This is a genomic window from Streptomyces yongxingensis (genome assembly GCF_055597465.1).
The window spans coordinates 4,793,955-4,818,782 of record NZ_CM145717.1 but is presented as its reverse complement, the minus strand read 5'-3'; the positions used below and the strand labels follow the sequence as shown (position 1 = coordinate 4,818,782).

Genomic DNA, 24,828 nt, shown 5'->3' with positions numbered 1-24,828 from the left:
TTTCCGTGTGGCGATTGGCTCCCAGAGAGCTGGTGGCCTGGGTGTTTGGGCTTTGCGCTGAGCCGTGTGGTGTTTCTACTGTCAGCGCCCATGATCTTGAGTTTCTTCTCGTCCCGGGGCTGGGAGTCCTGGGACGTCGAGCATCGGCCGTTGATCCCCGAGGGGATGCCCGTGCTCGTCGACGACGACCTGTGCTTCGAGGACGGACCCGCCGCGCCGCGTCCGACGGTGGTGGTGAATCGGTGGCTGCGTGAGTTACCGGCCAGCGGGGCCCCAGCACCGAGCTCGTGGGAGAACTACGCGCGGGTGGTCAAGGAGTGGATGGAGTTCTTGGCCGAGCACGGGGTGAGGCTGTTTGACTCGCGGGAGCGGTTGAAGGCGGGGCTGAGTCGGTACGCCGAGCACCGGGCCGCGGGCCCGTTGAAGGCCCGGTTCGTGGCGACGACGTGGGGCCAGCACATGAGCATCCTGTCTCTGTTCTACCGGTGGGCGATCAACGAGGAGTACGCGACGGCCGAGCCGTTCACCTACCGGGCCGCGCGGGCCCTGTTCGCCGGGACCGGGCGGGAGGTGAAGGTGAACCTGGCGGTCCGCCGCACGCCGAAGCCGCACGTGACGATCAAGTACTTGGAGCCGGACTTCACTGAGCTGTTCCGAAAGGGGCTGCGCGGGCTCGCCCCGGACGGCTCGCCGGACACCGGCTTCCACGGGCGGGAGCTGTCCCGCAACGGGGCGGTCGGGGATCACGCGCTGGCCACCGGGATGCGGCTGCAGGAGTTCACCTACCTGTTGCCCTGGGAGATCCCCGCCCTGCCGCCGGAGCCGACCGCGGTCCCCATCCCGTTCCCGGTGCCTGCCGGGATCACCAAGGGCAAGAAGTGCCGCACCACGTGGACCTCCTACGAGGCCCTGGCCGGACTGCACGACTATCTCGAGCTCGACCGGGCCGCCACGACGGAGGGCTCACTTTGGCGGCCGCCACGGCGGTGGGGCGAACCACTGATGGTCACCGAGCCGGATGCCCGGGGAGGGCTGATCAACGGGGTCCGGCGCCCCTGGGAGTCACTGACTGCGGCCGAGCGGCGCCGCCTGGTCGCCCCGGAGGGCGGTTCCTGCCTGCTGGCGGTGAAGAACGGCGGCGGCCCGTTCACGGCCTGGGCCACGGTCTTCGAGCGCACATCCGACCGGATCCGGGCCCGCTTCGAGCCCCGGTTCCCGCACGTCTGGCCTCACCGATGTCGCCACACCTTCTCCATGAGGACCTTGGAATACCTGGTCACCGGACATTACCGGCAGGCCGCGAAGCTCGTGCGGGACACCGATGCCGACGCCGCTCTGGTCTTCTACTTGAGCAAGGCGGACCCACTGCTGGTGCTTCGTGATCTTCTAGGACATTCCACTGTTCTGACCACGGAAAAGTACCTCCGCCGCCTGGATACGACACGCATCTACCGGGAGGCATACGAGGGGGCCGGCGCCACTGCCGGGCTGACCGAGGATGCGGCCGAGCGAGAAGCCGCGGCCGAGTTCGACGATGACATGGCGGAGGCGATCTGATGCCCGCGACGGTACTTGCGGATCCTCCGGGCATCCGGTGCATGTTCAGCGACGGCTCCACGGCGGAATTCAGGCTGGAGGGGCTGCCCTGTCCGCAGTTGGTCAGTGATCTGCTGACAGGGCTGGTCGAACTGATCCACCCGCACGGCAGTCTCGACTCGGCGAACTCGGTCGACCTGTGCCTTCCCCCGATTCGCAACCTCGCCCAAGGGCTGTCAGCGCAGGGGTTCAGCGGCGGGGCTGCGGATCTGGGACGCGGCGTGCTGATCGAATACTGGATGGCGACCCGCAAGTTCCGCTGGGAGTCGTTCATCCGACGGATGCTGAGGGGCTTCGACACAGCTACGGACCGCCTCGATCCCGGAGTGCGGGAGCTGCTGACCGGTCGCGCTTACACCCCGGCTCCGTCTCGACAGGCACTCCCCCCGTATTCGGAGACCGAATGGGACCGCCTCACGACGGTCTGCAAGACGATCGTCAGCGAGTCGTACGCTATCCACCGGCAGGCGCTGGCGGCCGCGGCCAGGGGAAGGACACCCACAGTTGAGGAGTGGACCAGCGACAATCTCGTCTGGTTGCTGGCCCGGCTGGGCCCCGTGGGGACGCCGGGCGTCGCCGAGCATCTGGGGTGTTCCCTCAATGCGGTGCAGAAACGGGGTGGGGTCCCCGCTGCGAGTGCTGCAGCGTTCCCGCACCTGACTGTGGTGGTCGCCTACCGACTGCTGTTCGGTATCTACTCCGGCATCGTGCCCGACGGCATCGACGACTTGGGCATCGAGGACATCGACTGGGCCGGGGACTCCACGATCTTGCTCTCCTACATCAAGGGCCGCACCGCGAGCGAGAGCGCGAACCTGCCGAAGAAGGCGGTGCGGCTGCTGGAACAGTGGCTGGCCCACTCATCGCTGGTGCGAAGTCATGCCGATCCCGAGACAGCGCGTCAGATGTGGCTGGGCGTCACCCGGCCCGGAACCGCAGGGATTTTCAGCGGCACCATCCACCGCAACACCGTCAAAGCCTGGACTCTTCAGCGCGGGCTGACCGCCGATGACGGCGAAACGCTGAAGATCCACCGGGGAAGAATCCGTACGACACATCTGGCGATGCGCGACCGTCGGGCCTGGAGCGGACAGGGACGGGCAACCATCGACCCGAACCACAGTCCCCAGATGGAGGGCGACCATTATCTGACCGCCGCGACGCCGTCCCAGCAGCGGGCAGTGGAGGCGCTCGTCGAAGATGCTCAGCACGACCTGCTGCGACGAGCCCATCCTCCGGCTGTGATCACAGACGAAGACGCCGCTGCCCTGGCTCGGGACTACCCGCAGCTGGTCAACGGCCTCCAGCTCGACGACACCGTGGTCGCCGAACTGGTCGGCGGGGAGCACGATGTGTTCACCGCTGCCTGCGCTGACCAGCTGTCCGGGCTACACGGCCCCAAGGGCAAGCCGTGTCCGGCCCGGCCGTGGGTGTGTCTGCTCTGCCCACTGGCGGTGTTCGCGCCTCGCCATGCCGCCAACCTCCTGAGGATGAAGGCGTTCTTCTCCCGGCAGTGGCAGCAGATGCCCGCTGCCCAGTTCATGGCCGTGTTCGGCCCGTACTCCCAGCGGATCGGCCAGGTCCTGGACCGATTCGACCCGGTCGTGCTGGCGGACGCTGCCACGGCCGTCGGCGACCATGACGACGAGCTGCCGTTGCGGCCCGAGGAGGCGACACGATGACCACCCTGCATGCGTTCACCAACCTCACCACAGCCCCGGTCTCGGTGTTCGCCGGCGCCGATATCTGCCACGAAGCCGGTCTCGCACTGCCCGACGCAGTACGTCGGCCCGTCTTCGAGGACGACCTGTGGGATCTGGCTGAGGTCGTCGGCCTCCCGATCTCATTGGCACTTCAGCACCGGCGTTTCAACTTCGCCGTCATCGGTGACCCCCGTTGGCAGCTGGTCGCGAAGGAGCTGGTTATGGCCCTCCTCTCTCCGCACCACGAGGCGGTGGCCTCGCTCGCACGGGCCTACAGGACCCCGTTGCACGTCAGTACCAGTCACGGCCGGCTCGCCGAACTCATCCGCTTCATGAAGTGGCTCACCGCGCGCGGTGTGCCAGCCTCGAAGATCTGAACAGCATCGATTGCGACGCCTACCTGGCCCATCGACGCTATGAGCGGGACGAGAATGACGTCGTCGTCGGCGAGCGAAGCACGGGCACTCGCCAGATCGCCGCGATGATCGTGACCGACCTGCTCAACTATCGGGACCTCTTCACCGCCGACCGCGTCCCGGCGGACCTGCGGCTCTGGGGCGGAGCCACACCCTCGGCGATCGCCGAAAACAACAACCGCGGCGCGCAGAACAAGACCCCGCCGGCCTCTGACGAGGTGCTCCAGCCGATGCTGGCCGCAGCCCTGCACCTGGTGCACGTGATCGGCCCGCACGTCGTGGATCTCGCCAGCCAGGTCCGTCTCGCCGACCGGGACTGGTCGACCAAGACCGATGACCTCAAGTCGGCAACCCGGGTCCCGCTCACGGAGATCAGCCGAGTGCTGGCCGACTACGAACATGCCGGTGAGCCTCTGCCGTTGATGCGGCAGCACCATATCCAGGACCGGATCGACGCAGGCTGGGCAGCCGAAGACCCGCTGGCCCCGATCGCCTTCAGCGTCCTGGCCCGCCAGGCTGGGTTCCGGCAGTTCCATGCCGCATGGCTACCGACCCTACGAGGACCGGTCGAGGCGACGTTGAAAACTGTCGGCGCGGAACGGCCCTTCGGCAGAGCAGCCACCCACGTTGAGAAGGCCGACAGCAACGGCACTCTTCCCTGGACGCTTCCGCTGCACCGGGAAGAAGCGCTCACTCTGATCGGCATCGTTCGGACCGCGGCAATCCTCACACTGGCGGCGGTCACCGGGATGCGCGCGAGTGAGCTCATGGAATTGCAGGTCGGCTGCAGACGTCCGCCAGAAGAGTACGGGCCCGACCTGCTCCGCTACCGACTGGTCGGCAAGCTCATCAAAGGCCAACCCCTCGGCGGAGTGCACGACGAGTGGGTCGTGATCCACGATGCCTACCAGGCAGCCGCTCTCGCTGAGCAACTTCACAACGCCCCCGAGGTCGGCGCCCCGCTACTGGGCCGGTTCCACTTCAACTCCCGCTACCAGTGGTTCCGTAATTGGGTGAACGGCCCACACGGGCAGCGACTCGGGCTCGCCCCGATCCCCAACGAACGTCTGACGCTGAGGATGCTACGCAGAAAGCTGGCGATCGAGATCGCATACCGACCAGGCGGCCTCCTGGCAACCAAAATTTACCTACACCATGTGAGTACAGCAACTACGGAAGGTTACGCTTCGCGCCCCGGCGGAGCCCAAGCCGAGCTGTTGGCCGAGGTCAACGACCACGAACAGCAACGTAATCTGGAACTGGTGCTGGCCGAGTTCCGCAACTACCAGCAAGGCATCCTCCCTGCGGGTCCCGGCGCCCGCAGCCTTACCGAGTTCTTCGCGCACATCGACGCCAAACTCGACGCGACGGCCGCGAAGGCGCCGAAGACCCAGCGCAGTGACCGCGACGTGCTCAACCTGCTGACCAAACGCGCCAAGGTCCTCCACCTTGGCCCGGCGAACTACTGCTGGTTCACCGACCCGTCCCGGGCGCTCTGCCTCAAGCTGGCCGGCACCCCGACAGCAGACCGTCCGCTGGTCGGGATGTGTGACTCCGCCCGCTGCCCGCAGGCCACCCATCACCCCTGTCACCGCCCCGTCTGGGCCGAGCACGCCGAACGCACCGAGATCTTCCTCGGCCAGCTCGGCACCACACGCAAGACCGAACGCAACCGGCTCCGAGATGACTACGACCGGGCCCTCCGCGTCGTCGCCGAAATCGACGCCGCCAGCACCACGGACGAGGAAACCGCATGAGAATCTCCGCAGCCCAACGGACCGAGAACGAAAACCGCATCCGAGCCGCCATGGACCGTCTCCTCCGAGGCGAGATCCCGCCCGGCGGAAAGTGCGACATCAAGACCCTGGCCAACGAAGCGGCAGTCGACCGCACTGCGTTCTACGGCACCCGCCCCTACGCTCACCTCCGCGCCGAGTTCGAACGACGGGTCCAGGCATTTCAAGACGCCGGCGAGATCCCCGACCCTCGTGAGGCTCAGATCGCCCGGCTCAAGGCAGAGGTCACCAAGCTCCGGGAACGGCTGGCCCAGTCGGAGCAGACGGTCGACGAGCTCACCGACTTCCGCGGCCAATCGCTGGCCCGGCTCGCCGCCCAGCACGAGGAGATCGCCCGGCTTCGCGAGTCCCTGGCCGGGGCCAGCCGAGTGAGCCGCCTTCCCGCGCCGCGAAGCACGGTGATCGGGAGTTGCAGTTGAGGCACCGACACGAAAGCGGACGGTCCCTGACTTCCCGGTCAGATGGCGGGCTCCGGCAGGTGACCGAGGTGCTTGATTACGCGCCCGCGCAAGAGCAGGTACTCGTCCCAACGGCGCAGAGGGCCGGGCGGGCGTTCGACGACACGGGCTGCGGTTACAGCCTGGCCGCGTTGGAACTGCTCGTGGGTCAAGTCGAGCTCGACGCCGCTGGGCAGGCGGTTCCACCAGTGAAAGCCGTGCTGATCCCCGTCAAGGTGCACCTCACCGACCATGAGGTCGCCGCCGAAGATGTCATTGACGATCAAAGCTGTGATGTCGCAGTGGCCCCAGGCAGGGTTGTCGGGACACCACTCGGCCTGATCGTCGGGCGAGCAGGTGTCGGCGGCCCAGCTGGCTCGCAGGGCCTTGTCCAGGACAAGCAGGTTCCAAGGAGTCATGGCGGCAGCATCGCAGCCACCGCTGACATCGCCCCCAGGGCCATCGCCTGGGTCCGAGGCCGGCGAGCTCATCCGAGAGCACTCAAGGGTGTGATCCGCGCCACATATCTTCCTCTGGAATGCAACACGCTCGACGACCCCCGTTGCGAACCGAGCGTCGGGGGATCAGCCTGCCCAATCGCCACACGAGCACATCCGCACACGGGCTTTGCGGACACAAGCCGCACTCTGGCCTGGCACATCGCCCGTCGTCCGGGCGGGCTGGTGGCACTCGCCATCCAGTACGGGCATCTGCGCACGGTCCTGGACGCCCGCTCCTCCAGCGGCTACGGATCCCGTCAGCGGCGGGGAATCCACGGCGTACTCGATGTCGAGACTGCGCTGGCCGCAGCCGACACTGCCGCTCAGCTCCGCGACCGCACGGCCGCCGGGGAGAAGATTTCCGGACCGGCCGCCCGCCGGGCCCTGACTGGCGCCGCCTCGACTCCTCGATTCGAAGGACGCATCGTGCCCGCGAACTTCGCCAGAAAAGCTGCCCAGTTCCTCGAACGCGACGGCATCGTGCTCTACGACAACCCGGACGCTTTTCTGATCTGCGCGTTCAAACGCGACCACGCACTCTGTGAACCGGAACCGGGCGCCACCGCGCCCAGGCAGTACGCCTGCCAGCCCGGCTGCGGCAACGCCGTTCGTACCGACACCCACGCCCGGCGGCTGCGGGGCCGCGCCGCGCAGATCGACCAGCTGGCCACGGCGGCGCCTGAGAAGATCAGCCGACGCCTGAAGCAGAAAGCGGACAGCCTCCGGACCCTCGCCGGCACGCATGACGCCACCGCTCGCAACGCCGAGGACCTGACATGACCCAGTACGAGGAGCGCGCCCGCATCCGCGAGGCCATGGACCGGCTTCTGTCCGGGCAGGCGACGGCAAGCAACGGGGGCCTCACCGTCGTCGCCCTCGCCGCCGAGGCTGGCATCCACCGTATGGCTCTGCTCAAGCGACATGCAGACCTGAAGAACGAGTTCTACGAGCGGGTACGCACCGAAACCCGACAGGTACCGGAGGCCGAGCAACGACTACGCAAGACCGTTACGCAGCTCAAGGAGACCCTCGCCAACAAGGAGACTGAACTCGAGGAGCTGCGGCACATGGTCACCCGCCTAATGGCGGTGCACCGGCCGACCCCAGCAGGGTGGAGGATCGGTGCCCGAGGAAGCCGACCGGTGGGTGAGCACTACCGCCGCCAGGCCCGCGATGCGAGGCCGAGGGTTAGACCGTGCCCCCACCGGTTGGCGGGGAGAAGCAATGGCCGGTGGGATGTCGTGCCGTTTCGAGCACTGATCCATTAGGTAGCCGTGATTCTCCTCCAGGCTTCGGTAAACGACTGCGAGAGGGGAACAGGTGCTGTTCGTCGGGAACGACTGGGCTGAAGATCACCATGACGTCGAAATCATGGATTCCCAAGGAAAGCGCCTGGCCCGAAAGCGATTGGAGGAGGGGATCAGCGGAATAGCTAAGCTGCACGCCTTGATCGCCGAGCACCTTCCCGAAGATGCCACTCCTGGCGATGTGATGGTAGGCATCGAAACTGACCGGGGAACCTGGGTCGCTGCCTTGATCGCAGCCGGATACAAGGTCTACGCGATCAACCCCATGCAGGTAGCGCGATACCGGGAAAGGCACTCAACCTCCGGCGCAAAATCCGACCAAGGGGATGCTCACACGCTAGCGGAAATCGTTCGTGTCGACCGGGCCCATCACCGACCTGTCGCCGGAGACAGCGACCTGGTCGAGGCAGTCAGGGTCCTCGCACGCAGCCACCAGAACCTCGTCTGGCTCCGCCAGCGCCTGGGCAACCAGCTGCGCTCCCAGCTCCGCGAGTTCTACCCCGCGGCACTGGCAGCGTTCACAGAGCTGACGGGCCGGGATGCCCTCGCTGTCCTGGCGGCCGCACCCACACCCACCGCCGGCCGGGAACTGAGCGTGGAGGCGATCTCTGCGCTGCTGCGCGGCGCGGGCCGACAGCGCAACATCACCACCACGGCCAGCCGAATCCATAAAGCCCTCACTGCTGACTACCTGAGCGCCCAGCCCCTGGTAACCGGGGCATTCGGTATCACCACCGCGGCACTGGTCGCGATAATCACGGAACTCAACCACCAGATCACAGAAGTCGAAGGCCAGTTGAGTGCCTATTTTCGCCGTCACCCGGACGCTGAGATCTACCTGAGCCAGCCAGGCTTGGGGATTGTTCTCGCTGCCCGGGTGATCGCAGAGTTTGGAGACGACCCCGACCGCTACGAGTCCGGGAAGGCCAGACGCAACTACGCCGGCACCTCTCCCATCACGCGCGCGCCTCCGGGAAGAAGGCCATAGTTCTAGCCCGGTACGCGCGAAACCGAAGGATCGCTGACGCCCTTTTCCAGCAGGCATTCGCAGCGATCACCAAATCCCCTGGAGCCCGCCGCTATTACGACACCATGCGCGCTCGCGGCATCGGCCATAACGACGCCCTGCGCCGCTTGGCCAACCGATACGTCGGTGTGCTGCACGGCTGCCTACGCACCCGCACCAACTACAACGAAACCACTGCTTGGGCACCCCAGACCCACCAGCACCAAGCCGCAGCTTGACACCTACCGCAGGTGGGATGTCCAACCCTTGCCAACGCCGTCCTCACCCGCCACCTAAGTAGCACCTCGCCGCGCGCGTCGACACGGACCAGCACCGACAACGTCGTTCCCTTGCCGTTGTTCGGAGAGCCTTCGACGGACTCATAGTGCTTCGGCGCGGGAGGTGCGCCCTGCCCCTTCCGCGGGATAGGACTTCTGACGCTGATAGCCGGGGTCCGTCGACGACCGGAGGGTCATGCTGAGTGCCGCGGCGGCGACGTAGAGGCCGACGAACGTCCAGATCAGTGCCGTCATGTGGGCCGTTCCGCCGAGCAGGCCGACCAGGGCCGGGCCCACGAAGGCGGAGAGGCCCGCGGCGAGGCTGTAGACAGCCAGGGCGTTCGCGCTGTCGGCGCGCGGGACGAGTCCCGGCATGAGGGCCGTGAGCGGGACGAAGCCGGCGAGCCCGATGCCGAAGACGCCCCAGCACAGCAGGGTGACCCAGAAGTTGGGGCCGACGGCGAGCGGCACGTAGTACAGGAGCAGCATCCCCGCCGCGCACAGCACGCAGCCGAACCAGGTCACCGTGCGCCGCCAGCCGAACCGGTCGCCCAGGACGCCGAAGAACAGGTTCGCGAAGATGTTGGCGGTGTAGACGCAGGTGACCAGCAGCAGGTACGTGTGCTGCGAGAAGCCGATCGTGCGGGTGAAGTGGAGCGGCGCCACGACGAACAGCGCGAAGTTCGGGGCGGTGTTGACGAGCCGCACGAACGCGCCGACCGCCACCTGTCGGTTGCGCAGGATCGTGATGCCGCGCACCAGTCCGCGCAGGGGGTGATCGGCGCCGTCTTGCAGGGTCGGGCCGGCGTGGCGGAGGTCGCGTACGCCGAACAGCGCGACGAGCGCGCCGAGCGCGACGATGGCCGAGGCGACCCAGAAGGTGCCGAACTCGCCGACGAGCGGGATCGAGGCGCTGGCGACCAGGGAGCCGAGGGTGGGCAGTCCCGCGCCGAAGACGAACCAGAACCAGCCGACGGACGTGCCGCGTTGGGACTCGGGGGCGGCCTGGGTGATCCAGACGAGGAACGCGTAGGCGAAGAACGGGTAACTGATCCCGCGCAGCCCGTAGAAGACGGTGACCAGCGTCGCCGAGTCGGAGGGGATCGCCCAGACGAGCAGGGCCACTTCGAGGGCTAGCCAGGAGATGGCGCCGTAGAACATCACGCGGCGGGGGCCGAGCACCGCGGACAGGGCGCCGGAGAGCCAGGAGCCAACCGCCACGAACGCACCGTAGACGCTGATGGCAGTGGCGGCGTGGGCGGCGGTGAAGCCCTCGTCCTCAAGGAAGGGGGAGAGGTAGTTGCTCTCGACGCCGTCACCGATCATGAAGAGCAGCACGCCGAGAAAGCCGAGCGCCAGAGGCGCGGGGAGCCCGATCCGGTCGAGGAAGCGGTGCCCGGCGGTGGGCGGGCGTGTGGAGCTGAGGGCAGGCATGGGCATTCCTTCGCCGTCGAAGGGCATGGTCGGCCGTGAAGTGGGGCGGGCGGCGAGGCCGGAAGGGGCGAGCCGCGCAGCATTGTGTACGTACAAGGCGTACTGCCCGGACAGTATGTAAGCCCAGCCTCGGGCGTCAATAGGTGTCGCGCCCGAGGCTGCTACCTGGGATGCACCCTCTGTGGGTGCGCTGCGCATTAATTTTGTACGTACAGTCCGTAACGTATGGACAGGATGGCTCGGGCGTCCTACCTTGCTTGTGTTCGCCGCTGCGAGGGACGCGGGCGGCGGACCAGCCGGCTGGGTGTCTCCGCTCAGCCCGAGCCAGCGAGAGGACGCGACGATGCGCGCGGTTGTCCTGGACGGACAGGGAACACCGAAGATCCAAGAACTACCCGACCCTGCGGCCGGGCCCGGCGACCTCGTGGTCGCCCCCGCCGCGGTCGGTATCTGCGGCACCGACCTGCACCTGGCCGTCGGTGACTATCCGACCGGCCGCTTCCCCGTGGTCCCCGGCCACGAATTCTCCGGCACGGTGGTGTCGGTCGGACGCGGGGTCGAGGACTTCGCGCCCGGTGACCGGGTGTGTGTCGACCCGAACGTGGCGTGCTCGACCTGCGAGCAGTGCCGGGCGGGGGCGACGAACCTCTGCCCCGATCTGGTGCCGATCGGCGTGACCACCGACGGGGCCTGCGCCGAGCTGGTGCGCGTCCCCGCCAGGGTTGTCTTCCACCTGCCCGAGGGCGTCGACTTCGCGACGGGCGCCCTCGTCGAGCCGCTGGCCTGCGTGCTGCATGCCGCCTCGCGCATCCGACCGGTCAAGGACCAGCGGGTCCTGGTGTACGGAGCGGGGTCGATCGGGCTGCTCACCGTCGCCTACGCGCGGGCCCAGGGCGCCAGGAGCGTCGACGTGATCGAGCCCAGCGCGGTGCGCCGCGGCGCCGCCGTGGAGTTCGGGGCCGACGCGGTGCACGCCCCCGGGCAGCGGCCCGCGGGACACGACGTCGATCTGGCCGTGGAGGCCAGCGGCCACCCCTCCGCGGTGGCCGACGCCCTCGACCGGCTCGCCAAGCGGGGCACCCTGCTGCAGATGGGCGTGGTCAGCCCGGAAGCCTCCATCGACCTCTTCCCGTACGACTTCTTCGACCGTGAACTGTCGATGGTCGGCTCCCAGTCCCTGGCCACGGCCTTTCCCGACGCCGTCCGCGCGGTGCTCGACCTGCCGCGCCTCGCGGAGCGCATGGTCACACACACCTACGGCCTCGACGACTACGCGCAGGCGCTGGAAGCCGCCCGCTCCGACAGCGCCCGCAAGGTCCATCTCCTTCCGCAGCAGTGATGCCGCACCCGCGTCGACTTGATTGGGGACACCGATGTCCGCACCCGCCTCGCCGGCCACCGGCGAACACCAGGGGCTGATCGACCGCCTCGGCCTGCCACGGCCGCTGCTGTGGGGATTCGTCGGCCTGCTGCTCTTCATGATCGGCGACGGCGTCGAGTCCGGGTACATCTCCCCGTACCTGCGCGACAACGGCGCCGAGACCGCCACCCGCGCCGCCGTCATCATCACCGTCTACGGCGCCGTGGTCACCGCCGGCTCCTGGCTTTCGGGCGCGCTGTCGGACGTGTGGGGGCCACGTCGTGTTATGTGGCTCGGTCTGGCGATCTGGGGCAGCCTCGAAGTCGTCTTCCTGGCCGTGGCCCTGCCGACCCAGAGCTTCCCGCTGCTGCTCCTCACCTATGGGCTGCGCGGCTTCGGCTATCCGTTCTTCGCCTACGGATTCCTGGTGTGGGTCCTCGCCGGTAGCCCGCCGCGCCGGCTGGGGTCGGCGGTGGGCTGGTTCTACTTCGCCTTCACCGGCGGCCTGCCGACCCTGGGCTCGCTCCTGGCCAGCGGCAGCGAGCCGCTGATCGGCGAGTACGCGACGCTGTGGCTGTCCCTGGCCCTGGTGGTGGCCGGCGGGTTCATCGCGCTGCTCGGCATCCGCGGAGCGCAGGGCGGCGACCGCCTGGCCGCGCCCGGTGTGTCGGCAGGCCGTTCCATCGCCAACAGCGTGGCCATCATCTTCTCGCAGCCGCGCATCGCAGTCGGCTGCCTCGTGCGGATCGCGAACACGGCCCCGCAGTTCGGGTTCCTGGTCTTCCTGCCCGACATCTTCGCCGACGACCTGCACTTCGGTACCTCGGGATGGCTGCAGCTGGTGTTCGTCCTGGGCGCGGCGAACATCTTCGCCAACCTGTTCTTCGGGGTGCTCAGCGACCGGCTGGGCTGGCACCGGACCCTGCGCTGGTTCGGCTGCGTGGCCTCGGCGGTCAGCTCCCTGTGCCTGTACTTCCTGCCGACCCATGTCAGCGGCGCCTACTGGGTGGCCGTGGTGTGCGCGGCCCTGTTCGGGATCACGCTCGCCGGGTTCACCCCGATCTCCGTGCTCATGTCGCTGATGGCACCGGGCCAGAAGGGCAACGCCATCGCGGTCCTCAACCTCGGTGCGGGAGCCGCCACGTTCGTCGGCCCGCTGATCGTGGCCGTGTTCCTCGACAGCCTTGGCCCCGGAGCCGTCGCAGTGATCTTCGCGGCGCTGTATCTGCTGGCGGCCCTCGCCGTGCGCTGGCTGACCATCCCCGAGAAGTCCCAGCATGCCGTCGAGGCCGACGAGCCGCTGGTCCACGTCACCGACCCCACGGTGACCCGCTGAACCCCGACCAGGGAAACGGGAGGGGCCGCCGTGCACGCGCACGACGGCCCCTCCCGGCTGTTCGCCCGGTTCAGGAACCCGTCGTGTCGACGTTGACCTCCAGCGGCACGATGTCGCTGCGCACCCAGGTGTTGTACACGTCGAAGTGCTGGCCGCCCGGCGTCCACGACGTGGAGCGGATGTGCAGCACCGGCGTGGTGGGCCGGATCTCCAGGGCCTCCGCGATCTCCGGGGTGGGCGCCACGGCCCGCACCGAGCGGTGCGCACCGCCCAGCGTGAAGCCGGCCTTCGCCAGGGCCTGGCTCAGCGAGGCCCGGCCCTCCAGGACGTCGTCGCTGGCCGCGATCACCGGGACCAGCTCGGACGGGCTGTAGTTGATGCTGTAGAGCGCGGGCACGCCGCCCAGCGTGCGCAGCCGCACCAGTTCGTATCCGGCTGTCTTCTCCGGCACCTTGAGCAGCTGGCACGCGAACGCCGGCAGGATCGTCGGGCCGTGCCGCAGCACTTGCGTGGTCACCGACCGGTTGTCGTGGCTGAGCGCGTTCTCCAGGAAGCCCTGCGGCTGCTGGATGGTCCAGCCCTCGTCGGCCGCCCGCGCCCGGTTGGCGAACACGCCACGATTGGCGATCCGCGTCACCAGGCCCTGGGATTCGAGCACTTGCAGGGCCTGACGGACGGTGGCCCTTGACAGGCCGAACTCCCTGCACAGATCGTTCTCGCTGGGCAGCCGCTGGCCCTGAGGGATCTGCCCGTCGGCCAGACGCTGCTCGAGCGCGTCGACAAGCTGCTGGTAATAAGGCGTCGACGACTGCCGGTCGATGGCCCCCGATGGCGTCACCATGCACTCCCTCCAATGGCTGCGGCGGCATGGAGCCGCCACACCTCATCGTACGCCTTGTATGTACTGTCCGTACGGGCTTCGAGTGCCGGGACGGGTGCACACGATGCGAGCGGGGTGCGGCCGCCCGGCCGCGCCCCCGCTCGCATCCGGACGTCAGCTGCTGATCCACTCCGTGTCCACCGGGGTGCCGGGCCCCGCCTGAGCGGCCGCCGCGGCCTGGAGGACGATCGCCGCCGCCGTGGCGCCGGGGTCGAGGACGCCGCGTGCCACCTCACCGACGTAGCTGGCGCGCCCCCGGCGGGCGATGAGCTGTGCGGTGGAACGCGCGCCCGCCACCGCCGCCTCGGCCGTCTCTGCCAGCGCCCGGTGCGCATCCGTGGCCGCCGGCGCCAGCTCGTCGAGCGTCTGCGCCGCGGGGACCAGTGCGTCGACCATCGTCTTGTGGCCGACCTCGGCCTTGCCGTAGCGCTGCACGGTCGCCACCGCACGGGCTAGGCCGTGCGCGAGCTCGGCGAGGGTCGGCTCTCCGTCGCCCGCGCAGCGCGCCAGGTCGCGGAAGAACATGCCGTACAGCGGCCCGCTGGTGCCGCCGGTACCCAGGAACCCCCGTGACACGGCGGTCAGCCAGCCCCGGTAGTCCTGCGGGGCGTCGGTGGCGACGGCCTGCCGTGCCCGCTCCAGGGCGGCGGAGATGTTGTTGCCGAAGTCGCCGTCGCCGGCCAGATGGTCGAGCCTGCCCAGCTCCTGGGCGCGCCCGTTCAAGAAGATGTGGAAGAGCGATTCCGCCCAGCGGCGGCCGAAGCCGTCGGCGAGCCGGATGTCGGTCACGGTCGTGGTGCTCATGAGGTTCTGCCTCTCAAGTTCTGTGTCGCGGCGGGGAGGTCTGGTCACCAGGTCAGGGCCGGGGTGCGCACCGGGGCGTCCCACAGCGGCAGCAAGTCGTCGTCGGCCGGCAGCAGCGTCACGGACACCCCGTGCATGTCGAGGGAGGTCACGTACGAACCCGCGAGCGTCCGGCTGACCTTGATGCCCCGGTCGCCCAGGCGCCGGTGGACGCTGCGGGTGCAGACCGACAGCTCGAGCGGGGAGAGGCCGCCGAGTCCGTTGACGATGGCGATGACGGAGGAGCCGCGGCCGAGTTCGAGCGCATCCGACAGCGGATCGACCAGCTGGGACACGAGAGTGTCCGCGTCGGCGAACGCGATGCGCCCCGTGCCCCGCTCACCGTGGATCCCGACCCCCAACTCGACCTGTCCGTCCGGGAGTTCAAAGGCGGGGCCGTCGGCTCCGGGGTGGGTTCCGGCCCGGGCGGCCAGGCTGAGCGTGCGGGCCCGGCCCGCCACCCGGCGGCCAAGTGCGGCCACCTCGCCGAGTTCGGCGCCCGCCTCGGCGGCGGCTCCGCAGATCTTCTCGACGGCCAGGACGGCGGCCGTCCCGCGCCGGCCCGGCCCGTCGTCCCCGGCGCCGTCCGTGGCCAAGTCGTCGTCGACCAGCACAACTTCGGTCTTCACCGCGTCGTCCCCGGCGATCTCCCCGGCGATCTGGAAGTTCAGGACGTCGCCGGTGTAGTTCTTCACGATCTGCACGACGCCGCGCCCCGAATCGGCCGCGAGCGTGCCGTCGACCACCTGCAGGGCGGTGGGGCTGGCGAACAGGGCCCCGGGCACCGCGACGTCGAGCATGCCGGAGCCGACGAACCCGGCGTGCAGCGGCTCGTGCCCGGAGCCGCCGCCGGAGACCAGGCCCACCTTCCCGCGGGCGGGCGCGGCACGGCGGACGATGCCCGGCTCGCGGTCGTAGGACACCAGGTGGGGGTGGGCGAGTGCGAGCCCTTCGAGGGCTTCTTCTGCTGCGTGGTCCGGTCGGTTGACGAGGTGCCGGTGCATGGCGCGGTGCTCCTTCGGCTCGGGTCTTGACCGGCCCCACGCTAACGCTTACTGTTCGGACAGTACAGACTGTACGTACAACTTTGCTGTGTGCGGGGGTCAGCACCGCTCGACCTGCAGTCATGTGTCCGCACCTGGCCCGCAACGGCACAGAGCCGCCCACAACTGAGAGGGATCAGACAGCCATGTCCATGGAATACCGGATGCGCCGTACGCTGCCCAGCGACCGCGCGGCGATCATCATGCCCGTCGACCACGGCCTGATCTTCAACCGCATCGCCGGCCTGGAGACCCCCTCGGCCCCCTTCTCCACGTGGACGAAGACCGATGACGTCACCGGCTTCATGATGACGCCGGGTCAGGTCAAGCAGACCGAGAAGTTCTTCGCCGCCAACCCGCACCTCTCGCGCGTGCTGACGATCGACACCTACTACGATGTCGCCAACCTCGATGGCGGCGGCTCGCACCAGCTCATCACCACCGTCGAAGAGGCCGTCCGCATGGGCGTCGACGCGGTCAAGATGCTCTTCCCGTGGAACATGTCCCGCGCCGAGCAGGCCGCCATGTGCCACCGCGTCGGCCAGGTCGTCACCGCCTGCGACGCCTGGGACATCCCGCTCGTCCTCGAGCCGGTCATCATGGGCGCCCCGCGCACCGAGGAGGTCATCGTCGAGGAGGAGAAGGTCGCACGCATCGCCTACGACCTCGGCGCCCACATCATCAAGATCGCCTTCCCGGGCGAGGAGCGCACCCGTCGCCTGGTCGACGAGCTCCAGGTCCCGCTGGTCATCGCCGGCGGCCCGCTCAGCGGCGACGTCGCCGAGACCGTCGACGCGGTCGGCCAGACCATCCGCGCCGGTGCACGTGGTGTGATCGTCGGCCGTAACATCTGGCAGCGTGAGCAGAACGAGGCCGAGAAGGCCCTCTCGGAGGTCGGCGCCCTGACCCGCCAGGTCAGCTTCCAGGACTGAGTCCCCGCCCACAAACAGGGGGAAGCCACCACCAGCGTCGATCGAAGGAGATGACGACACGTGGGAACCACGGCGACACGGCGGGCAGCGGTCCTCGGTGTCGACATCGGCAGCACCAACACCAAGGTGGTCGCGCTCGACGGGGACGGCCACGTCGTCGCCCGCGTCCGGCGCAGGACACCCCGAGGTGCCGAGGACCCTTCGGTCGACGCGGACCGGCTCTTCGAGGCGATCGAGGACATGGTCCTCGAAGTCTGCGGTGACGAGCTGACCGTCCGTGCCGTCTGCGCGGCAGGCATCGGCGAGGACGGCGTCCTTGCCGACATGGACCTGCACCCTCTCACCCGCGCGCTGGCGTGGTTCGACCCCCGCCGCCAGGACCTGTTCAAGGACCTGGCCCCCCAGCTGGGTTCCGCCGACGATATGGGGGTCAACCCCGACCCGGCCCGCACCATCGTCGGCTGGACCTGGGCGCACGCCCAGCCCGGCGCCGAAAAGGCGGCCAGCTGGCTGGCCCTGACGGACTACGCCGGCGCCCGCTGGTCCGGCACCTCGTTCCTCAGCGAGACCCTCGCCGCCCGCACCGCCGCCTGGCACACCACGGCCCGGACATGGATGGCCCCGCGGGTCACGGCGACGCTCGGGTCGACGGACCTGCTGCCGCCCGTGGCCCGCACCGGCGACCTGATCGGCCCGCTGCGTTCCACGCGCCTCGACCAGGCCGGAGTGGTGCACCCCGAAGCGGTCGTCGTCGCGGGCGGCCACGACCACCCCGTGGGCGGCTGGGGCGTCGGGCTGCTGCCCGGCGGCGCCGTCCTCGACTCCATGGGCACCGCCGAGGTCGTCACCACCCAGTCCCACCACCCCGCCCCCGACCCGGCCAACGGCCTGGACTCGGCCCCCGGAATCCGCCAGGACGGCACCACCGTCCTGCGCGTGGAAGAACTCGACCGCAACGTCAAATGGGCCCGGCAGGACCCCGCCGTCTCTAGAGCCCTCGACGAACTCATCGCGGGGAAGCGGCAGCCCGACGGCTACCTCACCTCCGGCGTGTTCCGCCCCGGTGCCGCCGGCGGACACTGCCCCCTCTACACCCCAGACGCCCCCGCCGATCCCGCCTCCCGCGCCGCGGCAGTCCTGGGCGCGCTCGCCGAACTCGGCGGCCACGCCATCGACTCCGTCAGCAAGTACGCCGAACCCGGCGCGCACGTGTTCACGGCCGGTGGCTGGGCCCGCTCTCCCGGCTGGGTGGCCATCAAGCAGGCGGTCACACAGCGCGAGGCCACCCTGATCTCCGAACCCGAGGTCACGGCGACCGGCGCCGCCCTGCTCGCCGCCCACGCGATCGGCTGGCTCCCCGACCCGACCACCGCCCTCGCACCAGCGCCGGCCCCGCAGGCCGTCTGACCGGCCCACCCGGCACGCGGCAGTCGACGGGCCGCGGTCCGATCTGTGCACAGGTCCCGCCCTCGGGGAACTGATCGGCGGAGCCGTCCGCATGACGCTGCTCATCTGAACGTTCGGCGGGCTCTGCTTTGTCGCCGCGGTCCTCCCCATGGCCGCGAGTGGTGACGGGAGACGCCTCGGACGACGTGCGCAGCTGGTCCTGGCCTGCGGCTGGACCGACATCAAGTTGGCGGTCACGGCCATCCGATGGGCACCCGAGGCCCCCAACTTCCTTGTGGCGCATGCCCGGATAGTTGGGGCTTCCGGTCTGGCGCCCCCTCCCGGGCGCCGAGCATGAGTGCGCCGACGCCTGCTCGCGCGCGAATCGCCCCGCACCCGTTTCCGGGTGCGGGGCGATTCGACCTAGGCGTCCTTGAACACTTGCAGTTGACAGGGAATGCCAGCGCGGACACTTCGGCCCAGTCGTTCCACGTCCTGAGCCGCTCAGCGTAGACGTGGGGGATGACCTGGAGGGTGAAGGTGCCGAAGAAGACCCGCTGCGGCGGGTTCTCCGCGCCGATGATCTTGGGTAGGGCCGGGCTGGCCGTGTGGGGTCACCGACCGCGGCACCTGAGTTCACCTGGGAAGCTTGGCCGTGCGCTCGGGGTGGGCGGCGGAGACGTAGCGCATGGCGGTCTGCTCAGTGATGCCGAACAGTCTCATGAGTTTGAGCGGGTCGGCGCTTTCGGACGCCTCGTTGAGGATGCGGTCTTGTCGCAGCCCGCTCAGTGTCACTCCACGGGGAAGGGCTCCGCTCAGAAGGCCGATGCTGACGGCCGGGTGGTCGGGGTCGACCGCGGTCTTCTGGCTGACCAGCAGGTGGGGGTTGGCCGAGGCGGGCCACCGGCGGTGCCGGTAGGTGGTCCAGTCGGAGACGAGTTGGTGGGTGAGCTCCTCTAGGTAGAGGGTGTGCCGTAGCAGGCCGCGCTGTACTTCGAGGGTGCCGCGGGAGAGGTCGAGGCCCGTGGTGTGCAGGGTTCGGATCTCGTGTCCGGGTAGCGCGTGGATGGCAGCCAGGGCGATGACGAGGCGACCGATTGGTGTCGTTGCCTGGTCGAGCAGCCCCTTGAGGCGGTCGGAGGGGATGGACCTGGGGATGCCCTTGATGTCGCCGACCGGGAGGTTCCGGGCCGGATTGCGGAAGATCACACCCTCGCGCTTGAGTGCGCGGAACAGGCTGCGCAGGGCTGTGGCCAGCCCTCGACGGGCATAGCCGGTCAGGCCGTCCACGGCGTCCTCGACGTGGGTCGTCGTGATTTCCCTCAGCGAGGTCACGCCGGTCGTTCTGGTCCAGGTGGTGAGGGTGGGCTGGAGCGTGGTGAGGTAGCGGCGGATGCCGTCGTACCCGCGGGGCTCGCCTTCGCGGCGGCCCTGCTCACGCATGGCCTTCGCCCAGATTCCGACCTCGCTGGCGACTGTCTTCGGCAGAGCAGTGAGGGTCGACTCGATCCACGCCAGATCCGTGTCCTGATGGAGCTCGGGGTCCTCCGCCAGCAGGCCCCGGGTGCGCAGGAACTGGCAGACTGGCTTGGCCGCGAGGTTCACGTCGAGCCGAGCCAGGTCGTACACGTCGCGCTCGAAGACCGGTGTGTCGGCACCGAGCCAGTACAACAGGATCGTGAGCGTGCGGGTGTTCTTCCGGTAGTCAGGTCGCTGCCCCGGTCGATCGTGGGTGAAATCCTCGATCAAGCGGCGGGCGGTCTCGGTCAGCGGCGGCTCGCCCGAAGGCATGTTCCGTAGCCTGGCCAGCACCGGGGCCCAGTCCCGTCGGAGAGCGAACAGCGCCTCCTGCCCAAGGCTCGTATGCAGAGCGGGCCGCCACTCGCCGTACTCCAGCACCTCCCCGTCGCCGACCGGGAACGCGTCGAACGGTCCGCCCTTGCCGGTCGGCAACGAGATCACCAGCTGCGTAAACGGCCGGGAGGCGGGGCGGGCTTCGTCGAGGAGACGGTAGGGGTGGCAGCTGCGGCAGCGGTCGTCGCGCAGCGCCAGCCCATCACGGCCGCAGCGGCAGCACCGGCCCCGCCCCTCGCGTTCCCGCCAGTGCCGGCACGGATCGCAGACGAATCCTGCCCGTCGGCTGGCGGGGATCCAGGAGTCGCAGTCGGCACACTGGCGAGGTGCTCGGGGCGCCAGCGGTGTCAAGACGTGGAAGTACGGTGTGCGGGCGGGCTGATTCCTTCCGGAGAACCGCATTGGCTCGGGCGCTTCGCCGAGAAGCCCAGCCCGTAGCAGGATCAGGCGGACTGCGTCCCCGTTGGCCGGAAGGTCCCGCAGCATTGCCTCGGGGAGCCGTTCGGCGCCCTCGGCCTCGCGCACGGCCAGGGCGAGGCGGACCATCTCGGCGACCTTGCGGCGCCATGCGGCGGTCAACCCGTGCTCCGCCTCCATCGCCTCGATCACTTGGCGGGCCTGCTCCCACCCGGCCACCGACCGGCCGACGATCGCGCTGACCGTAGCGTCGTTCAGCGTTCGTGGCACGGTGAAAAGTGGGACCTGACCATGTACCTGCGCCTCCAGCAACGGCGGCGCGGCGGGACCGGCGCGCTGCTGCCGCAGCTTGGTCCACCACTCGACCCCTACGCTCAGTCCGTTCTTGGTGGGCCGGCGCAGCGGCCGGGCCGACGCCGACCGGTCGCCGTAGGTACCGCCGACCGTGAGCTGGATAGGCCGAGGTCGCGCCTCCTCCAGGCCCAGAGCCCACTCGGCGTCTTCCTCAACTCGAATCGCCATGAGGCACGGCTTGCACAGCCCGTCCGTGTTCAGGTGCGCCTCGTGCCGGCACCGTGGGCACACCCCGCGCTCGGGGTACTTCCTCACCCAGGGCCGGCACCCGTCGCAGACCCGGTACCAGTGCACCATCAGCCACCCGAGGCACACCGGGCAGCTGCGTGCCAGCCCCTTCCCACGCCCCATCGTCACCGGCCGGCTCCTCAGCTCGGCGGGAGCGAGCGCGGCCCGGCGCCACGACGGCCCCGCGGCAACGGCCGCACCGGGCCCGCCGCAGGCTGTTCCTCGGTGCCGACAGCCCGTTGGCCGGACTCCGGGGCGGCCTGGCCCGCCGCGAGCGGCTCAGCCTGGAGAAGGTCGGCCACCGTGCAGTTCAGCGCGGCGCACATCTTGTCCAGGTCGTCGAGGCGCACCGTGACCGGGGTGCCGCTCCACAGTGCGGCCACCTTGCTCAGCGACGGGTTGAACCCGACCTGTTGGAAGGCGGCGAGCACCTCGGTCGGCCGCCACAGGTCCCGCTGGGCGGCCACCATCCGCAGATTCCACTTCACCGAAGGTTCCCCTTGTCCATCACCAGTCGCTGGGCCGCCCGGGAGCTGGCCGCCACATTCGCGAGCTCCGGGTCAGCGTGAGCAGTCGCCATGTACCGAAGGGTCGTAGTTGCCCAGTCGTGTCCGAGGGGGGACTTGACCCAAAACCCCAACCGGTCGTGTTGCGGGCTGAGCTGGGCCTTAGCGATGCAGAGCCATTGATCGCAGAGCCACAAGTTCGCTGTGATGACGCGGATCCCGACGACCCTGCAGCGGATTGTCCCGGCGGACCAGTCTGGCCGGAGGGGGTGGTCTGATGGCTGCCTGGGAGCGGACGGACGCCCATGCTCGCGCGAGTGGCTCCATCGAACGGGCGATCACGCTCCGCGGGGTAACAGCGATCATGGCGACAGTGGTGGGACTCACGTTCTTGTTTGGGTTCGGGAATGTGTGGACGTTGGCGTTGCGATTGGGCGTACCGCCGTGGGTAGCCCCTCTGGTGGCTCCGGCAGTTGATCTTTCGGTGCTGGGGCTGCTGCTGGGCACCCGGTACCTCGCCCTGCACGGCGCGCGTCCGGAACAGCTCCGCCCGGCGCGGCGCCTACTGGTTGTCTCCAGTGTGATGACGTTGGCGCTGAACGTGACGGATCCGCTACTGGCCGGTCAGTCGGGGAAAGCTGCTTTTGATGCGGTCGGACCGTTGCTACTGATCGGTTGGGCAGAGGTCGGACCGGGCCTGCTTCAAGCGATCAGCGGCATCGGGGCACGGGAACCGGCGACACCGGAACCAGATGCCACGGAGCGCCGTGTGATTCATATGGCCGTCGGGGCGGAGAAGGAACTTACCGATGCTGAGGAGACACGTTCCCCACCTTTCGAGGGTCATGATCAACAAAATGAGCCCCAAGCCGGCGAGGACGATCTCCTGGAGCGTGCGCGGTGCGAAGACGCTCGGCATTGGGAAGCGTATCGGCGTCCAATCTCAGCAGAAACGCTGCGGAAGCGCCTTCATGTGGGAGCAGCCAGATCCCGGATGCTGGTGGCAATGGTGCGCGCGGATGACCGCGACCGCATGAAGGCTGAGGGAACGCCTCGCGACGCGCCAGGCTGATCGACTCGTCGTAGTGGCGTCGCTGGGGCGGGCGAGAAGATTTCGCACTGTATGGACCTGGGCGGACGGGCGGCTCCTGATGCACGTGTGCCAAGCGCACCTCCATGAGGTAACAGGAGAGATAAAACCCGGCGTACAGTCCGACTCGTCCGCCGCCACCTGCGGCTTTGCCTTGGAAAGGGCCTCTGATCTGCGACGGAGGCCCTTTCCGGGCTTTCACGGGCTTGCCGTCTTACGCGGCGGAAAGTCCCTCGGACAGCACCGAAAGTCCCTGAAAAGTCCCTGGAGCGGAGGGGCGCGCGAGGCCTCTGGGCAGGGCGTTCACGGCAGCCGCGCGCGCCTGGTCCCAGCACGATCGCACACCGCGGGTCACGGTCAGAGCCGCCGGATCGGTACGGATCTCGATGGCCGGTCCGGTCTGCCGCAGCATGGGCCGCCATACCCGGCTCATCATCCGAATGCTGGCGCATCGCGGACGCATGGACTAGAAGAAGGGCTCCCGGGGGAAGGTATTGACGCATTGGCGGCGTGATCAAAATATTGGCCTAAGTTCCATATGGGTAGCATTCCGAGCCAGAACGCGCTGGAGCGGGCAGAATCTGGCAGGGCATTCCAGGCGCACCCTCCGGGCCGTACGGCTGGTGGTATCTGATCCTGGGGTGCTGACGGCGAACCTCCGTCAGCACGCGGCCCAGCCCTGACAACGACAGGAGTGGCATGGACGCCAGCGAGAACGCGGCCAAGCTGGCTGTGCTCATCGATGCCGACAACGCACAGCCCGCGATCGTCGAGAGCCTGCTGGCCGAGGTCGCCAAGTACGGGACCGCTCACGTCAAGCGGGCCTACGGTGACTGGACAGGGACTGAGCTGACCCCGGATTCGTGGAGTCCCTGAAGCCAGGCTTATGATCCTGGGCCGAAGGAGAACCACGAGCAGTGCCAGCACCACGTAAATACCCGGACGAGCTCCGCGAGCGGGCCGTCCGCGAGGTCCGCACCACGGGCCGGCCGATCGCGCATGTCGCCAAAGACCAGGGCATCCACAAGGAAGCCCTGCGTGGCTGGGTTCGCCAGGCCGAGGCGGACGCCGGCGAACGCGACGACCGGCTGACCACCGCCGAGCACGAGGAACTGAAGCAACTCCGCAAAGAAGTAGCGGAGTTGAGGCGGGCGAATGAGATCCTCAAAGCCGCGAGCGCATTTTTTGCGGCCGAACTCGACCGTCCCCGGACGAGGCCGACCAGGCGATCGAGCACCTCAAGGACAAGCGTCTCGGGGTCGGATTCGCCTGCCGGGTGCTGGGGCTGTCGGAGTCGGCGTACTACGCGCGCAAGAAGCGGCCGAAGTCGACCCGCCGACTGCGCGACGAGCAGCTGATGCCGCTGATCGAACAGGTCCATGCTGAGTCCGGCGGCACCTATGGTGTCCGCCGGATCACCCGCGCGCTGCGACGCAAGGGCGTTCTTGTGGCACGCTGCACCGTCGAGCGGCTGATGCGTGAGCTGGGCCTGGAGGGCGTGATCCGCGGGCAGCGTCGCCGCACCACGGTGCCGGAGCCGTCGGCACCCAGGCCGCCGGACCTGGTCGACCGCGACTTCACGGCCTCGCGGCCGGATCAGCTGTGGGTGGCGGACATGACGTATGTGCGCACCTGGTCCGGCTGGGCGTACGTGGCGTTCGTCCTGGACGTGTACTCGCGGATGATTGTCGGCTGGCAGGTCGCGAACCACATGCGGACCGAACTGCCGTTGGACGCACTGGAGATGGCGTTGTGGAGACGCCGGATCAAGAAGGACTCCGGCCTCATTCATCACAGCGACCGCGGGTCGCAATACGTATCAATTCGGTATACCGAGAGGCTGTCCGAGATCGGGGCTTCAGCCTCGGTCGACTCGGTCGCGGACAGCTACGACAACGCGATGGCCGAGGTGCTGAACGGCACCTTCAAGGCCGAGCTGATCGAGATGCAAGGACCGTGGCGGGACGTTGACCAGGTCGAGCGGGCGATCTTCCAGTGGGTCACGTGGTACAACGAGGAACGGCTCCACTCCGCCCTCGACTACGCACCGCCCGCCGAGTACGAACGCGAGTGGTGGCGACAACAGGAAGCCACCCCGCAGTCCGCCTGAAACAAGATCACCGGAC

20 protein-coding genes and 2 pseudogenes are annotated in these 24,828 nt (G+C 68.7%); 15 read left to right on the top strand and 7 right to left on the bottom strand.

Going from position 1 to position 24,828, the window contains the following annotated elements; translation table 11 throughout:
- Window positions 1–90: 90 nt before the first annotated feature.
- The 5 genes from ACZ6TD_RS20410 to ACZ6TD_RS20390 are packed head-to-tail and all read left to right on the top strand — an operon-like array spanning window position 91 to window position 5,930.
- Window positions 91–1,557: a site-specific integrase gene (locus tag ACZ6TD_RS20410; protein WP_471348682.1), complete on the top strand. Its 1,467-nt coding sequence runs from the start codon at window positions 91–93 to the stop codon at window positions 1,555–1,557.
- Window positions 1,558–1,598: 41 nt separating this feature from the next.
- Window positions 1,599–3,278, top strand: a complete 1,680-nt coding sequence (locus ACZ6TD_RS20405; RefSeq protein WP_471348680.1) for a hypothetical protein — start codon at window positions 1,599–1,601, stop codon at window positions 3,276–3,278.
- Window positions 3,275–3,676 carry a hypothetical protein gene (locus tag ACZ6TD_RS20400; protein ID WP_471348677.1) on the top strand — a complete coding sequence of 134 codons (402 nt, stop codon included), beginning with the start codon at window positions 3,275–3,277 and terminating at the stop codon, window positions 3,674–3,676. Before ACZ6TD_RS20405 ends, ACZ6TD_RS20400 begins: the two co-directional genes overlap by 4 nt.
- Window positions 3,637–5,472, top strand: a complete 1,836-nt coding sequence (locus ACZ6TD_RS20395) for a site-specific integrase (RefSeq protein WP_471348674.1) — start codon at window positions 3,637–3,639, stop codon at window positions 5,470–5,472. Before ACZ6TD_RS20400 ends, ACZ6TD_RS20395 begins: the two co-directional genes overlap by 40 nt.
- Window positions 5,469–5,930 (top strand): hypothetical protein, encoded by a 462-nt coding sequence (locus tag ACZ6TD_RS20390; RefSeq protein WP_471348671.1) that lies wholly within the window; start codon window positions 5,469–5,471, stop codon window positions 5,928–5,930. The genes ACZ6TD_RS20395 and ACZ6TD_RS20390 overlap by 4 nt, the downstream gene beginning before the upstream one ends.
- A 38-nt stretch (window positions 5,931–5,968) precedes the next feature.
- Here ACZ6TD_RS20390 and ACZ6TD_RS20385 read toward each other — a convergent pair whose 3' ends face one another.
- Entirely contained in the window at window positions 5,969–6,367 is a 399-nt protein-coding gene (locus tag ACZ6TD_RS20385) for a YunG family protein (RefSeq protein ID WP_471348669.1), read from the bottom strand.
- A gap of 264 nt (window positions 6,368–6,631) precedes the next feature.
- On the opposite strand from ACZ6TD_RS20385, the gene ACZ6TD_RS20380 reads away from it, so the two are divergent.
- From ACZ6TD_RS20380 to ACZ6TD_RS20370, 3 genes and pseudogenes are all read left to right on the top strand, one after another.
- Window positions 6,632–7,228, top strand: coding sequence for a hypothetical protein (locus ACZ6TD_RS20380; protein ID WP_471355995.1), 597 nt, complete (start codon window positions 6,632–6,634; stop codon window positions 7,226–7,228).
- Window positions 7,225–7,530 (top strand): annotated as a pseudogene (locus ACZ6TD_RS20375) (hypothetical protein); the annotation flags it as partial. The gene ACZ6TD_RS20380 and the pseudogene ACZ6TD_RS20375, both read left to right, overlap by 4 nt.
- A 238-nt stretch (window positions 7,531–7,768) precedes the next feature.
- A pseudogene (locus ACZ6TD_RS20370) lies at window positions 7,769–9,000 on the top strand (IS110 family RNA-guided transposase).
- Window positions 9,001–9,141: 141 nt separating this feature from the next.
- Here ACZ6TD_RS20370 and ACZ6TD_RS20365 read toward each other — a convergent pair.
- Window positions 9,142–10,473, bottom strand: a complete 1,332-nt coding sequence (locus ACZ6TD_RS20365) for an MFS transporter (RefSeq protein WP_471355993.1) — start codon at window positions 10,471–10,473, stop codon at window positions 9,142–9,144.
- 343 nt (window positions 10,474–10,816) lie between these two features.
- Here ACZ6TD_RS20365 and ACZ6TD_RS20360 point away from each other — a divergent pair, with 343 nt between their 5' ends.
- Together ACZ6TD_RS20360 and ACZ6TD_RS20355 are read left to right on the top strand one after the other, a co-directional pair.
- Window positions 10,817–11,812 (top strand): alcohol dehydrogenase catalytic domain-containing protein, encoded by a 996-nt coding sequence (locus tag ACZ6TD_RS20360; protein WP_471355990.1) that lies wholly within the window; start codon window positions 10,817–10,819, stop codon window positions 11,810–11,812.
- Window positions 11,813–11,846: 34 nt separating this feature from the next.
- Window positions 11,847–13,169: an MFS transporter gene (locus ACZ6TD_RS20355; protein WP_471355989.1), complete on the top strand. Its 1,323-nt coding sequence runs from the start codon at window positions 11,847–11,849 to the stop codon at window positions 13,167–13,169.
- Between the two features lie 70 nt (window positions 13,170–13,239).
- Here the strand turns inward: ACZ6TD_RS20355 and ACZ6TD_RS20350 are convergent, their stop codons facing one another.
- The 3 genes from ACZ6TD_RS20350 to ACZ6TD_RS20340 all read right to left on the bottom strand — a co-directional run bounded on the left by ACZ6TD_RS20350 (window position 13,240) and on the right by ACZ6TD_RS20340 (window position 15,896).
- Window positions 13,240–14,010, bottom strand: coding sequence for a GntR family transcriptional regulator (locus ACZ6TD_RS20350; RefSeq protein ID WP_471355987.1), 771 nt, complete (start codon window positions 14,008–14,010; stop codon window positions 13,240–13,242).
- 153 nt (window positions 14,011–14,163) lie between these two features.
- On the bottom strand, window positions 14,164–14,853 hold the full coding sequence (locus ACZ6TD_RS20345; protein WP_471355985.1) for a DAK2 domain-containing protein: 690 nt from the start codon (window positions 14,851–14,853) through the stop codon (window positions 14,164–14,166).
- Between the two features lie 44 nt (window positions 14,854–14,897).
- The gene (locus ACZ6TD_RS20340) at window positions 14,898–15,896 is read right to left on the bottom strand and encodes a dihydroxyacetone kinase subunit DhaK (RefSeq protein WP_471355983.1); all 999 of its coding nucleotides are present in this window, start codon (window positions 15,894–15,896) and stop codon (window positions 14,898–14,900) included.
- Window positions 15,897–16,081: 185 nt separating this feature from the next.
- Here ACZ6TD_RS20340 and ACZ6TD_RS20335 point away from each other — a divergent pair, with 185 nt between their 5' ends.
- The gene (locus tag ACZ6TD_RS20335) at window positions 16,082–16,867 is read left to right on the top strand and encodes a class I fructose-bisphosphate aldolase (RefSeq protein ID WP_471355980.1); all 786 of its coding nucleotides are present in this window, start codon (window positions 16,082–16,084) and stop codon (window positions 16,865–16,867) included.
- Window positions 16,868–16,927: 60 nt separating this feature from the next.
- Complete coding sequence (locus ACZ6TD_RS20330) at window positions 16,928–18,274, top strand: FGGY-family carbohydrate kinase (RefSeq protein ID WP_471355977.1); 1,347 nt, start codon at window positions 16,928–16,930, stop codon at window positions 18,272–18,274.
- Between the two features lie 615 nt (window positions 18,275–18,889).
- Here ACZ6TD_RS20330 and ACZ6TD_RS20325 read toward each other — a convergent pair.
- Window positions 18,890–21,046 (bottom strand): hypothetical protein, encoded by a 2,157-nt coding sequence (locus tag ACZ6TD_RS20325; RefSeq protein ID WP_471355975.1) that lies wholly within the window; start codon window positions 21,044–21,046, stop codon window positions 18,890–18,892.
- A gap of 200 nt (window positions 21,047–21,246) precedes the next feature.
- Window positions 21,247–21,594 carry a helix-turn-helix domain-containing protein gene (locus tag ACZ6TD_RS20320; protein WP_471355973.1) on the bottom strand — a complete coding sequence of 116 codons (348 nt, stop codon included), beginning with the start codon at window positions 21,592–21,594 and terminating at the stop codon, window positions 21,247–21,249.
- A 295-nt stretch (window positions 21,595–21,889) separates the two neighbouring features.
- Here ACZ6TD_RS20320 and ACZ6TD_RS20315 point away from each other — a divergent pair, with 295 nt between their 5' ends.
- The 3 genes from ACZ6TD_RS20315 to ACZ6TD_RS20305 all read left to right on the top strand — a co-directional run bounded on the left by ACZ6TD_RS20315 (window position 21,890) and on the right by ACZ6TD_RS20305 (window position 24,812).
- Window positions 21,890–22,684: a DUF2637 domain-containing protein gene (locus tag ACZ6TD_RS20315; RefSeq protein WP_471355970.1), complete on the top strand. Its 795-nt coding sequence runs from the start codon at window positions 21,890–21,892 to the stop codon at window positions 22,682–22,684.
- Between the two features lie 717 nt (window positions 22,685–23,401).
- Window positions 23,402–23,578 (top strand): NYN domain-containing protein, encoded by a 177-nt coding sequence (locus ACZ6TD_RS20310; RefSeq protein ID WP_471355968.1) that lies wholly within the window; start codon window positions 23,402–23,404, stop codon window positions 23,576–23,578.
- Between the two features lie 41 nt (window positions 23,579–23,619).
- A protein-coding gene (locus tag ACZ6TD_RS20305; RefSeq protein WP_471355967.1) for an IS3 family transposase occupies window positions 23,620–24,812 on the top strand; the annotation gives its coding sequence in 2 pieces (ribosomal slippage) (window positions 23,620–23,956 and window positions 23,956–24,812; 1,194 coding nt in all).
- Window positions 24,813–24,828: the final 16 nt, after the last annotated feature.